Source organism: Streptomyces sp. NPDC048361 (assembly GCF_040651795.1).
In the GTDB taxonomy this organism is placed as follows: Bacteria; Actinomycetota; Actinomycetes; order Streptomycetales; family Streptomycetaceae; genus Streptomyces.
Map to the genome: position 1 here is coordinate 1 of NZ_JBEZKW010000057.1, position 12,301 is coordinate 12,301.

Below are 12,301 nucleotides of genomic sequence, written 5' to 3' on the forward strand. Positions count from 1 at the left end.
GACCGGTCACGGTGCGCGCGGTGAAGCGGTCGCAGCCGATCGGGTCGGCGACCTTGACCTGGTAGCCGTAGGAGTTGGGCGCGGGCACGTCGAGGCCGGGCCGGCCCCTTCAGGCGAGACCTCCGAAGAGGGCTACGCCTCCTTGCTCAGGTTCGGGCCGCCGCCGGCGGCCGCGTCCTCGATCGGGGGGACGTCGGGCAGCGCCGACTTCTCCTCGCCGCGGAAGGTGAACTTCTTCGCCTCACCCTCGCCCTCGGTGCCGATGACCACGATGTGACCGGGGCGCAGCTCACCGAAGAGGATCTTCTCGGAGAGGATGTCCTCGATCTCCCGCTGGATCGTCCGGCGCAGCGGCCGGGCGCCCATGATCGGGTCGTAGCCCTTCTTGGCGAGCAGCGACTTGGCCTCGGCATTGAGCTCGATGCCCATGTCGCGGTCCTTGAGGCGCTCATCCACCTTGGCGACCATGAGGTCGACGATCTGGATGATGTCTTCCTCGGTCAGCTGGTGGAAGACGACCGTGTCGTCGACACGGTTGAGGAACTCGGGGCGGAAGTGCTGCTTCAGCTCCTCGTTGACCTTCGCCTTCATGCGGTCGTAGTTGGTCTTGACATCGCCCTGGGCGGCGAAGCCCAGGTTGAAGCCCTTGGAGATGTCCCGGGTCCCGAGGTTGGTCGTCATGATGATGACCGTGTTCTTGAAGTCCACGACCCGGCCCTGGGAGTCGGTCAGCCGACCGTCTTCCAGAATCTGGAGCAGGGAATTGAAGATATCGGGGTGGGCCTTCTCGACCTCGTCGAACAGGACGACGGAGAACGGCTTGCGGCGCACCTTCTCGGTGAGCTGGCCGCCCTCTTCGTAACCCACGTAACCGGGGGGCGAACCGAAGAGACGGGAAACCGTGTGCTTCTCGCTGAACTCCGACATGTCGAGGGCGATCAGCGCGTCCTCGTCACCGAAGAGGAATTCCGCCAGCGTCTTCGACAGCTCGGTCTTACCGACACCGGACGGGCCGGCGAAGATGAACGAACCACCGGGACGCTTCGGGTCCTTCAGACCGGCACGCGTACGACGGATGGCCTGCGAGAGCGCCTTGATGGCGTCCTTCTGGCCGATGACGCGCTTGTGCAGCTCGTCTTCCATGCGGAGCAGCCGCGAGGACTCCTCCTCGGTGAGCTTGAAGACCGGGATGCCCGTGGCCGTGGCCAGCACCTCGGCGATCAGCTCGCCGTCGACCTCGGCGACGACGTCCATGTCGCCGGCCTTCCACTCCTTCTCGCGCTTGGCCTTCGCGGCGAGCAGCTGCTTCTCCTTGTCGCGGAGAGAGGCCGCCTTCTCGAAGTCCTGGGAGTCGATGGCCGACTCCTTGTCGCGGCGCACGCCCGCGATCTTCTCGTCGAACTCGCGGAGGTCCGGCGGCGCGGTCATCCGGCGGATGCGCATCCGGGAGCCGGCCTCGTCGATCAGGTCGATCGCCTTGTCCGGCAGGAAGCGGTCCGAGATGTACCGGTCGGCCAGCGTCGCGGCCTGGACGAGGGCCTCGTCCGTGATCGAGACGCGGTGGTGGGCCTCGTAGCGGTCGCGCAGACCCTTGAGGATCTCGATGGTGTGCGGCAGCGACGGCTCGGCGACCTGGATGGGCTGGAAGCGGCGCTCAAGAGCGGCGTCCTTCTCCAGGTGCTTGCGGTACTCATCCAGCGTGGTGGCACCGATGGTCTGGAGCTCACCGCGGGCCAGCATGGGCTTCAGGATGCTCGCCGCGTCGATCGCGCCCTCGGCGGCGCCCGCACCCACCAGGGTGTGGAGCTCGTCGATGAACAGGATGATGTCGCCGCGGGTGCGGATCTCCTTGAGGACCTTCTTCAGGCGCTCCTCGAAGTCACCGCGGTAGCGGGAGCCGGCGACCAGGGCGCCGAGGTCCAGCGTGTAGAGGTGCTTGTCCTTGAGCGTCTCGGGCACCTCGCCCTTGACGATCGCCTGGGCCAGGCCCTCGACGACGGCCGTCTTGCCGACGCCGGGCTCGCCGATGAGGACCGGGTTGTTCTTGGTACGGCGCGACAGGACCTGCATGACGCGCTCGATCTCCTTCTCGCGCCCGATGACCGGGTCGAGCTTGGATTCGCGAGCGGCCTGCGTCAGGTTGCGGCCGAACTGGTCGAGCACCAGGGACGTGGAGGGGGTGCCCTCCGCAGGGCCGCCGGCAGTGGCGGCTTCCTTGCCCTGGTAGCCGGAGAGCAGCTGGATGACCTGCTGCCGCACCCGGTTGAGATCGGCGCCCAGCTTCACGAGGACCTGGGCGGCGACGCCCTCGCCCTCGCGGATCAGGCCGAGCAGGATGTGCTCGGTGCCGATGTAGTTGTGGCCGAGCTGGAGGGCCTCGCGGAGCGACAGCTCCAGGACCTTCTTGGCGCGAGGGGTGAAGGGAATGTGCCCGGACGGGGCCTGCTGGCCCTGACCGATGATCTCCTCCACCTGCTGGCGGACCGCCTCGAGCGAAATCCCGAGGCTCTCCAGGGCCTTAGCGGCGACACCCTCACCCTCGTGGATCAGGCCCAGGAGGATGTGCTCGGTGCCGATGTAGTTGTGGTTGAGCATCCGGGCTTCTTCCTGAGCCAGGACGACAACCCGCCGCGCGCGGTCGGTGAACCTCTCGAACATCGTTAATCGCTCCTCAGAGCGGTCGGGCAGTAAGGGGGCGGTCCCCTCCCTGTCCTTCCGCATGCTAGTCCCGCAGGGCGGGACAGCTCATTCCAACTGCCGACACCCGTTCATGCCTCCCGGCCCGAACAGCCGACAACTGCTCCAACCCGATGGTGCGAGACGATGTTCCCGCAGGCCAGACAGATAGCCCTGTCTCCAGTACGCCGATGGCGAACGTGAGACCGCCTGACGAGCGTGTCGCCCCTCCCCACTAGGAATGTCTTACCCGCCCGGACCGACACTCCATGCGAAAGACCCCGGTTCCGTAAGCTACGGGCGAACAGCCTTGCGCCTGCCCGACCCCCCGAGCGCCTCGGATTCCGCGACGGAACGCATTGGTACGGGAACCCAGCGTAACTTGGCGCCGTTTCACCAGTTGCTCCGGGCATGGCCTTCACCGTGCCGGCACCCCGCGCTCCCCTGGATGGCCCGCTCGCGCACTGGTACGAGCGCGAGCTCGGCTGGGCCGTTTCGGCCGGGCCCCCCGTCCATCTGCTCACGGGGCTCCGCTTCGACGTCCTCGAACTCCCGGCGACCGCCGGGTTCGCCCTCCTGGCGCGGTACGAGAACACCGGCCCGGTCGCCCTGATGGGACACCGGATGCGGCTGCTCGTCGCCGCCGGAAGCGCGGACGAGCTGCCGGGGCTGCTCGACTGGCTCGAATGGGGCGGGGTCGGCCTCGACCTGACGGCGATCGGCGCCGGGGGCCGGATCACCGCCCCCCTGCCGCCCGGCTGGGCCGGTTCGCGAGGGGCCGCCGTGTGGCTGCGGCCCCCCGAACCGGGGTGCGAGGTGGAGGCGGGGCTCCCCTCCTTCACCGGAATCACGCAGTGCGGTGGCGCCGGTGAGAGGGATGCTTGCGAGAGCCCGGGGAACGCCCTGCGGGGCGGCCGCGCCGCGGGTCTCAGCCTCGTGCGGCTGGTGGCCGCGGCGGCGACGGAATGCCACCGGGCGCGGTTGTTTCACGCTCAATCCCCAGGTGGTGCGGGGAACGCGGGAACTCAGCCGTTCTGCTTCTCGTAGGCCTCACGGATTTCGGCCGGGACGCGTCCGCGGTCGTTCACGTTGTAACCCTGCTCCTTGGCCCACTTGCGGATCTCCGCCGTGTTCTGGTTGCCGGTGCCGAGCAGTGCGCCACGCGCCTTGCCACGACCGCCCGCCGCACGGCCACCGGTACGCCGGCCGCTCTTGAGGTAGGGCTCAAGGAGGCCACGGAGCTTGTCCGCGTTGGCGGTGGTGAGGTCGATCTCGAAGCTCTTGCCGTCAAGAGCGAACGTCACGGTCTCGTCAGCCTCGCCACCGTCGAGGTCATCGACAAGAAGGACCTGAACCTTCTGTGCCACCGGATTTCCTTTCATCGAAATTGCAGTACGCGGAAAGGAAACCGCTTTTGACTGGAAAACACAAACCCCCAGGAGAGGTTCAGGATCCTTGCTCCGCGGGAAACGTGCGCGATTCGGACATAGGGTTCCGACAGCTTCCCGCCGCTTCCCCGATCACAGGTGCAGAAGCATCCGGGTGTTGCCCAAGGTGTTCGGCTTCACTCGTTCGAGACCGAGGAACTCCGCGACGCCCTCGTCATAGGAGCGCAGCAGCTCGCTGTAGACATCTGTGTCGACGGTATCGACGGGAGTCTCCTCGATCTCCGTGAAGCCGTGCTTCGCGAAGAAGGCGACTTCGAAGGTGAGGCAGAAAACCCGGCGCACTCCGAGCCAACGGGCGGTCTGGAGCAGCTTGCCGAGCACCAGATGCCCGATGCCCGAGCCCTGGAACTGGGGATCCACCGCGAGAGTACGCACCTCGGCGAGGTCTTCCCACATGACATGCAGCGCGCCGCAGCCCACCACCCGTGCGTCCGAGTCCCGTTCGGCCACCCAGAACTCCTGGATGGACTCGTAAAGGGTGACGGTCGCTTTGTCGAGCAGGATCCCGTCGTCGACGTATGCGTCGAGAAGACCCCGCACGGCCCGTACATCGCCGGTCCTGGCGCGGCGGACGGTGACCGCATTAGCGGCGGGATAAGACATGCCTGGACGCTATCGCCCCGCGCCGGCCCCGGGCACATCGCCCTCTTCGGATCCCTGTTCGGGTTCGGCTTCGCGGGTCTGTTCGGCTTCGCCGGCGTCTTCGGGTTCACGGTCCCGTTCGGGTTCACGGTCCCGTTCGGGTTCACGGTCCCGTTCGGGTTCACGGTCCCGTTCGGGTTCCGGCTCCTGCACCATGCGTACGGCATCGCGCAGTGCTTCGCGCTCCTCGGGGGACATCATGCCGAAGAAGGCGACGAGAGCGGCCGCCCGGTTGTCGCTCTGGGACCAGGCTTCGTTCATCAGGGCGGCGGCGTAGGCGGCGCGCGTCGAGACCGACGTATATCGATAGGCCCGCCCGTCGACTTCCCTGCGCACCCAGCCCTTCTGATGGAGATTGTCCATTACGGTCATGACCGTGGTGTACGCGATCGACCGTTCCTGCTGAAGGTCTTCGAGGACTTCCCGGACGGTCACCGGACGGTTCCACTGCCAGACCCGGGTCATCACGGCGTCTTCCAGCTCTCCCAATTGACGGGGCACATCTGCACCATAGTGGGAGATGTCGCGAATGGCTGGTTATTTGCGATGCGGACGCAGCAAAAAGGGCGCACGAAGGGAAATACCCCGTGCACCCCTGCTGTCCGTGTGCCGTACCTGCCCGTCCTGACCGGAGTCAGGAGGCGGTGGGCTTCTGCTGTGCGGCCTCGGCGCGCGCGAGCGCGCTGTCCACCGCCGCGTCCTCCTTGCCCTTGTTGGGGCCGCCCTGGCTCTTCACGATCGTCACGACGAGCGCGGTGAAGAAGATGGCCATCACCACGGGGGGCAGAAGCGCGGAAACGTAGTCCATAGGGACAGAGTAGCGAGGGGCGCCCGGCGGGCCAGGGCCGGGTGGGGCGCGTGGGTGGGGCGCGGCGGCCGGTGCGGTGCATCGCAAAGCGGCGAAGCGCCCCGACAGCGGAGCCATCGGGACGCTTCGACAAAGCGGCGAGGTGCCGTGCCGGCCGTCGCGACCCCGGCCATGGCCCGCCGGGTGCCCCTCTAGCCCGCTCGTCGTTCCTCCGGCGGGGGCACGGGACGGCGGCGTGGCGGGAACGCCTCGGACGGCTTCGGTACGGGCCGCTCCGGCGCGGGATGTCCGGGAGCCGGGCGTGCCGGGGCGGCCGGGCGCGGCTCGGCGGACTTGTCCTTGCCGCCGCTCTCGTCCCGGTCGGCCGCGCTGCCGCCGACGAGGGTGAGGAGCCGGGTGCGCGGACCCGGCGTGGTGGCCGCGCGGCCGGCGAGACGGGCCCGCACCGAGCGTTCCGCGATCCGCCGGCAGCGCTCCAGGAGGGCGGCGCAGACCGGGTCGGAGCGCAGTGCGCGCAGGGCGGCCAGGTCGTCGGGCCCGGGCTCGTAGCCGGCCGCCAGGGCGTCCTGGAGCAGCTCGGTGTAGCCGGGCAGCGAGCCGGGGAGCGCGTCACGGTAGCGGACGAGGTCGGCGAGGAGGAAGGCGCGCAGCCGCTCCCCCTCGCGGACGGCCTCGTCCACGGAGTCGGCCAGGCGCAGGCAGTCCTTGACGTCGTCGTCCTGGGCGGCGCTGGGGTGGAGGGCGATGGCGAGGGCGCGTCGGAGCACACGCAGCTCGTCCGCACCGAACGCCATGCCACCGCGGGATCCGTAGGGCGTGGGCATGCGGCGACGATACGACCTAAAGGGACAAAATCCTCTTAACAGGCCGATGCCGGGCGCGTTGACAGGAGAGGTTCCCCGTCCGCGCCCGGCAGCGGCCCACATCCGCACCCGGCACCGGCACCGGCACCGGCACGCGTATACGCCCGGAGCGCCGGCCCGCGAAGGCCCGCCGGCTCAGGGCCCGCGAAGGCCCGCGCCCGGCACCGCCCCGCGAAAGGGCGCTCCCTCAGGAGCGCGCCACGTTGCGTTCGTACACGAGGCGGAGGCCGATCAGGGTCAGCCACGGCTCGTGCTCGTCGATCTCCTCGGCCTCGCCGAGCACCATCGGCGCGAGGCCGCCGGTGGCGATGACCGTGACGTCGTCGGGGTCGCCGTCGGGGCCGACCAGCTCGCGCTTCATGCGCCGTACGACCCCGTCGACCTGGCCGGCGAATCCGTACACGATGCCGGACTGCATGGCCTCGACGGTGTTCTTGCCGATCACCGCGCGCGGCCGAGCCACCTCGATCTTGCGGAGCTGGGCGCCCCGGATGCCGAGCGCGTCGACGGAGATCTCGATGCCGGGCGCGATGACGCCGCCGGTGTACTCGCCGCGCGCGGTGACCGCGTCGAACGTCGTGCCCGTGCCGAAGTCGACGACGATCGCCGGGCCGCCGTACAGCTCGACGGCGGCCACCGAGTTGACGATGCGGTCGGCGCCGACCTCCTTCGGGTTGTCGGTGAGGACCGGCACTCCCGTCTTGATGCCGGGCTCCACCAGGATCGCCGGGACGTCGCCGTAGTAGCGCCGGGTCACCTCGCGCAGCTCGTGCAGGACGGAGGGGACGGTCGCGCAGATCGCGATGCCCTCGATGCCGTCGCCGAGTTCGGCGCCCAGCATCGGGTGGGTGCCCATCAGGCCGTTGAGCAGGACCGCCAGCTCGTCCGCGGTGCGGCGGGCGTCGGTGGAGATCCGCCAGTGCTCGACGACCTCCTCGCCGTCGAACAGGCCGAGGACGGTGTGGGTGTTGCCGACGTCGATGGTGAGCAGCATCAGGCCCGGCCCTCTCCGGCCTCGCGCAGGTCCAGGCCGATGTCCAGGATCGGCGAGGAGTGGGTGAGGGCGCCCACCGCCAGATAGTCGACGCCCGTCTCGGCGTACGCGGCGGCGGTGGCCAGGGTGAGGCGGCCGGAGGACTCCAGCATCGCGCGGCCCGCGACCAGGGCGACGGCCTCGGCGGTCTGCTCGGGGGTGAAGTTGTCGAGCAGGATCAAGTCGGCGCCGGCGTCGAGGACTTCGGTGACCTGGGCCAGGGTGTCGACCTCGACCTCGATGGCGAGGTCCGGGAAGCGGTCGCGTACGGCCTTGAACGCCTCGGCCACACCGCCCGCCGCCACCACGTGGTTGTCCTTGACCAGCGCCGCGTCCGACAGCGACATGCGGTGGTTGACGCCGCCGCCGCAGCGCACCGCGTACTTCTCCAGGGCGCGCAGGCCCGGGGTGGTCTTGCGGGTGTCGCGGACCTTGGCGCCGGTGCCTTCGAGGGCGTCGGCCCAGGCGCGGGTGGCGGTCGCGATGCCGGAGAGGCGGCACAGCAGGTTGAGCGCGCTGCGCTCGCCGGTCAGCAGGTCGCGGGTGCGGGTGGTGACGCTGAGCAGCTTCTGGCCGGCCTCGACGCGGTCGCCGTCGGCGACGTGCCGCTCGACCTCGAACTCCTCGGTGCAGACGATCGACAGGATCGCCTCGGCGACGCGCAGTCCGGCGATCGTGCCGGCCTCGCGCGCGGTGAAGTCGCCGGTGGCGACGGCGTCCTGGGGGACGGTCGCGGCGGACGTCACGTCGACGCCGCCGTCCAGGTCCTCCTCGATGGCGAGGTGCGCGATGTCCTCGACCTGGACGGGGTCCAGGCCCGACTCGGCGAGCAGTGCGGCGAGCGCGGGGTCGAGCCCGCACTCGTACACCTCCTCGCCGCCGCAGCCGCAGTCGTCGCCGCAGCCGCCGCCCTGGGCGGGCGCACCGATCTGGATCAGGGGGACGTCCACCGGCTGGGGACGGAGTTCCTCGGGCGTGCTCACGGTTACGGCTCCAGGGGGGTGGCGGCGACGGTCGGGGGGAAGGTGGCGGTGCCGGTGGGACGGATGTCCAGGGACCGCTCGGGGGTGAGGCGGACGACGAGGTGGCGCTGCCAGGCCGCGTCGTCGCGGTCGGGCCGGTCCTCGCGCCAGTGGCAGCCGCGGGTCTCGGGGCGGGCGGCGGCCGCGGCGACCAGGACGCGGGCGACGAGCAGCAGGTTGGTGGTCTCCCACGCCTCGACGCCGGGCACGGCCGCCTTGCGCTCGTCCGCGCGGATCGCCTCCAGACGGCGTGCGGCCTCGGCGAGGCTGTCGGCGGAGCGCAGGACACCGGCGCCGTTGGTCATGATGCGCTGGATCTGGATGCGGGTGGCGGGGTCGAGCAGCGGCACGGGGCCTTCGAGCGCGGGGCGCTCGGCGTCAACAGCCGTACCCGGCACGGGAGTTGAGGAGGCATCCGCGGCCGGGCTCCCGATGGCCGGACTGCCCGTGGCCGGGCCGCCCACGATGTCCGCCGCGATGTTCTCCGCGAAGACCAGGCCTTCGAGCAGGGAGTTGGAGGCGAGCCGGTTGGCTCCGTGTACGCCGGTGCAGGCGACCTCACCGCAGGCGTAGAGGCCCGGCACCGTGGTGCGGCCGCGCAGGTCGGTGCGGATGCCGCCGGAGGCGTAGTGCGCGGCGGGGGCGACCGGAATGGGCTCGGTCACCGGGTCGATGCCGTGCGAGCGGCAGGCGGCCAGGATGGTGGGGAAGCGCTGCTCCCACATCGCGGCGCCGAAGTGCCGGGCGTCCAGGTACATGTGCTCGGCGCCCTGGGCCTGCATCTGGCGGGTGATGGCTTTGGCGACGATGTCGCGCGGGGCAAGCTCGGCCAGCTCGTGCTGCCCGAGCATGAAGCGGGTGCCGGCCGCGTCCACGAGGTGGGCGCCCTCGCCGCGTACGGCCTCCGAGACCAGTGGCTGCTGGCCCTCGGAGTCGGCGCCGAGGAAGAGCACGGTGGGGTGGAACTGGACGAATTCGATGTCGGAGATCTCGGCGCCGGCGCGCAGCGCGAGGGCCACGCCGTCGCCGGTGGACACCGACGGGTTGGTGGTCGCGGAGAACACCTGGCCCATGCCGCCGGTGGCGAGCACCACCGCGGGCGCGCGGACCGCGCCGACGCCGTCGTGCTGGCCCTCGCCCATGACGTGCAGGGTGATGCCGGCGGTGCGGCCGTCCGCGTCCTTGAGGAGGTCGAGGACGAGCGCGTTCTCGATGAAGCGCACCGCCTGGGTGCGGACCGCCTCGACGAGCGCGCGGGAGATCTCCGCGCCCGTCGCGTCGCCGCCCGCGTGCGCGATGCGGCGGCGGTGGTGGCCGCCCTCGCGGGTCAGCGAGATGGTGCCCGACGTGTCGGTGTCGAAGTGGGCGCCGGTGTCGATCAACCGCCGTACGGCGCCGGGGCCTTCGGTGACCAGGAGGCGTACCGCGTCTCCGTCGCACAGGCCCGCGCCGGCCACCAGGGTGTCGTCCAGGTGCTGCTCGGGGGTGTCGCCCTCGCCGAGCGCGGCCGCGATGCCGCCCTGGGCCCAGCGCGTGGACCCGTCGTCCAGGCGGGCCTTGGTGACGACGACGGTGGCGAGGCCTGCCGCGGTGCAGCGCAGTGCGGCGGTGAGGCCCGCGACGCCGGAGCCGACGATCACGACGTCCGCGTCGATGGCCCAGCCGGGGGCGGGGGCGTCCAGGCGTATGCCGGTGTCGGGCACCGCGGTGCCTGCCGTGCCGGTGCTTGTCATTCCGGTGCTCCGAACGTGAGCGGGATGTTGTCGATGAGGCGTGTGGTCCCGACGCGGGCGGCGACCGCGAGGATCGCCTCGCCGCCGAACCCCTCGGGTGCCTCCCGGAAGGTCGCGGGATCGACCAGGGCCACATAGTCGGCCACGACCGGGGGTTCGGCCTTGGCGGCCTCGTCGAGCACGCCCTGGGCCACGGCTTTGATCGAGGCGGGGGACGGCGCGGCGGCGGCGACCGCGTGGGCGTCGGCCGCGGCGCGGGCCTCGCCGATCGCGGTGAGCGCGCCGGCCCGGCCCAGGACCGCTCCCCCGGCGGCGGCGCGCGCGTGCAGGGCGTGTTCGGCGGCGAGCCGGTCGCGGGCTGCGAACAGGGCGCGCGAGAGCGCGAGGGCGGCGGTGCGCTCGGCCGGCGCGAGGTAGCGGTTGCGGCTGGACAGGGCGAGCCCGTCGTCCTCGCGGACCGTCGGCACACCGACGATCTCCACGGGGAAGTTCAGATCGCGCACCATGCGCCGGATCAGCGCCAGTTGCTGCGCGTCCTTCTGTCCGTACAGGGCGACGTCGGGCGCGGTCAGGTGGAGCAGCTTGGCGACGACGGTCAGCATGCCGTCGAAGTGGCCGGGGCGCGTGGCGCCTTCGAGGAGCTCGCCCATGGGGCCGGCGGTGATGCGCACCTGGGGCTCGCCGCCGGGGTAGACCTCGTCGGTGGCGGGCGCGAACACGGCGTCGGCGCCCTCCCGTTCGGCGATCGCGCGGTCCGCGTCGAGGGTGCGCGGGTAGCGGTCGAGGTCCTCACCCGCGCCGAACTGCAACGGGTTGACGAAGACCGTGACCACGACCTGCCCCTCGGGGCCGGCCAGCTCGCGCGCGGTACGGATCAGGGTGGCGTGGCCCTCGTGCAGGGCGCCCATGGTCATCACGACGGCGCGGCGGCCGCCGGTCCGGTCGAGCGCGGCGAGCTCAGCGGCCGTACGGACGAGGGTGGCCGGGGCGGGATGGTTCTGCGGGGTGGCCGGGGTTTGGGGGGTCGCCGGGGCCGGGCCGTTCTGCGGGGCGCCCGGAGCCCGATCGGCACCCGGGGCCCGATCGGCACCCGGAGCCTGAGCGGCGGTCTGTTCCGTCATCGGGACTCTCCTTCGGCGAGCACCCCGAGCAGGTCCTGGGCGAGCTCCGGCTTGAGCAGGCCGTGGGCGAGCGCCCGGTCGGCGGTCGTACGGGCCATCGCGAGGTAGCCGGCGACCGTGCCCGGCGCGTGCTTGCGCAACTCGGCGACGTGCGCGGCGACCGTACCCGCGTCGCCGCGCGCGACCGGCCCGGTCAGGGCGGCGTCGCCGGAGCGCAGGGCGTTGTCGAGGGCCGCGCCCAGCAGCGGGCCGAGCATGCGGTCGGGCGCGGCGACGCCGGCCTGGCTCAGCAGCTCCATCGACTGGGCGACCAGCGTGACCAGGTGGTTCGCGCCGAGCGCGAGCGCCGCGTGGTAGAGCGGGCGGGCCGCCTCCTCGATCCACTCGGGCTCGCCGCCCATCTCGATGACCAGCGCCTCGGCGGCCAGGCGCAGCTCCTCGGGTGCGGTCACGCCGAACGAGCAGCCCGCGAGGCGCTGTACGTCGACTGCCGTACCGGTGAACGTCATGGCCGGGTGCAGGGCGAGCGGCAGCGCGCCGGCCCGCCGCGCGGGGTCGAGGACTGCCGTGCCATACCGCCCCGAGGTGTGCACGAGGAGCTGGCCCGGCCGGATCGCGCCGGTCTCCGCGAGGCCCTCGACCAGGCCCGGCAGGGCGTCGTCGGGGACGGTGAGCAGGACCAGGTCGGCGCGCTCCAGGACCTGGGCGGGCGGGACCAGGGGCACATCGGGCAGGAGCGCCGCGGCCCGGCGCACGGACGCGTCGGAGACGCCGGAGACGGCGACGGGACGGTGACCGGCGAGCTGGAGCGCGGCGGCGAGCGCGGGTCCGACCCGGCCGGCGCCGACGACGCCCACGGCGAGGCGGGCGGGGCGGTCCGCCGGGCTGTTCTCGTGGCGGTGCTCAGATGATGCGTTCACGCGGTGGGGCCTTCCGTTCCAGTCCGCGAGGGGTA

12 protein-coding genes are annotated in these 12,301 nt (G+C 71.5%); 1 reads left to right on the top strand and 11 read right to left on the bottom strand.

Annotation, left to right across the window (positions count from 1 at the left end; genetic code table 11):
• Positions 1 to 132 precede the first annotated feature (132 nt).
• Positions 133 to 2,658, bottom strand: coding sequence for an ATP-dependent Clp protease ATP-binding subunit (locus AB0D31_RS27180; RefSeq protein ID WP_362727895.1), 2,526 nt, complete (start codon positions 2,656 to 2,658; stop codon positions 133 to 135).
• Positions 2,659 to 3,087: 429 nt separating this feature from the next.
• Here AB0D31_RS27180 and AB0D31_RS27185 point away from each other — a divergent pair, with 429 nt between their 5' ends.
• A complete protein-coding gene (locus AB0D31_RS27185; RefSeq protein WP_362727897.1) occupies positions 3,088 to 3,723 on the top strand; it encodes an SCO3374 family protein in 636 nt (211 codons plus the stop codon).
• Here the strand turns inward: AB0D31_RS27185 and AB0D31_RS27190 are convergent.
• The 10 genes from AB0D31_RS27190 to AB0D31_RS27235 form a co-directional block, all read right to left on the bottom strand.
• Positions 3,702 to 4,043, bottom strand: a complete 342-nt coding sequence (locus AB0D31_RS27190; RefSeq protein ID WP_328311302.1) for an Lsr2 family protein — start codon at positions 4,041 to 4,043, stop codon at positions 3,702 to 3,704. The two genes, AB0D31_RS27185 and AB0D31_RS27190, sit on opposite strands and share 22 nt — an antisense overlap.
• 153 nt (positions 4,044 to 4,196) lie before the next feature.
• On the bottom strand, positions 4,197 to 4,727 hold the full coding sequence (locus AB0D31_RS27195; RefSeq protein ID WP_362727899.1) for an amino-acid N-acetyltransferase: 531 nt from the start codon (positions 4,725 to 4,727) through the stop codon (positions 4,197 to 4,199).
• A gap of 9 nt (positions 4,728 to 4,736) precedes the next feature.
• On the bottom strand, positions 4,737 to 5,267 hold the full coding sequence (locus AB0D31_RS27200) for a BlaI/MecI/CopY family transcriptional regulator (RefSeq protein WP_362727901.1): 531 nt from the start codon (positions 5,265 to 5,267) through the stop codon (positions 4,737 to 4,739).
• 133 nt (positions 5,268 to 5,400) lie between these two features.
• Positions 5,401 to 5,574, bottom strand: a complete 174-nt coding sequence (locus AB0D31_RS27205) for a hypothetical protein (RefSeq protein WP_362727903.1) — start codon at positions 5,572 to 5,574, stop codon at positions 5,401 to 5,403.
• 191 nt (positions 5,575 to 5,765) lie between these two features.
• Positions 5,766 to 6,368, bottom strand: coding sequence for a hypothetical protein (locus AB0D31_RS27210; protein WP_362727969.1), 603 nt, complete (start codon positions 6,366 to 6,368; stop codon positions 5,766 to 5,768).
• Positions 6,369 to 6,624: 256 nt separating this feature from the next.
• Positions 6,625 to 7,431 (bottom strand): type III pantothenate kinase, encoded by an 807-nt coding sequence (locus tag AB0D31_RS27215; protein WP_362727905.1) that lies wholly within the window; start codon positions 7,429 to 7,431, stop codon positions 6,625 to 6,627.
• Positions 7,431 to 8,453, bottom strand: coding sequence for a carboxylating nicotinate-nucleotide diphosphorylase (gene nadC / locus AB0D31_RS27220; protein WP_362727907.1), 1,023 nt, complete (start codon positions 8,451 to 8,453; stop codon positions 7,431 to 7,433). The genes AB0D31_RS27215 and nadC overlap by 1 nt, the downstream gene beginning before the upstream one ends.
• Positions 8,454 to 8,455: 2 nt before the next feature.
• Complete coding sequence (locus AB0D31_RS27225; protein WP_362727909.1) at positions 8,456 to 10,225, bottom strand: L-aspartate oxidase; 1,770 nt, start codon at positions 10,223 to 10,225, stop codon at positions 8,456 to 8,458.
• Positions 10,222 to 11,346: a pantoate--beta-alanine ligase gene (gene panC, locus AB0D31_RS27230; RefSeq protein WP_362727911.1), complete on the bottom strand. Its 1,125-nt coding sequence runs from the start codon at positions 11,344 to 11,346 to the stop codon at positions 10,222 to 10,224. The genes AB0D31_RS27225 and panC overlap by 4 nt, the downstream gene beginning before the upstream one ends.
• Entirely contained in the window at positions 11,343 to 12,266 is a 924-nt protein-coding gene (locus tag AB0D31_RS27235; protein ID WP_362727913.1) for a DUF2520 domain-containing protein, read from the bottom strand. The genes panC and AB0D31_RS27235 overlap by 4 nt, the downstream gene beginning before the upstream one ends.
• Between the last annotated feature and the right edge of the window lie 35 nt (positions 12,267 to 12,301).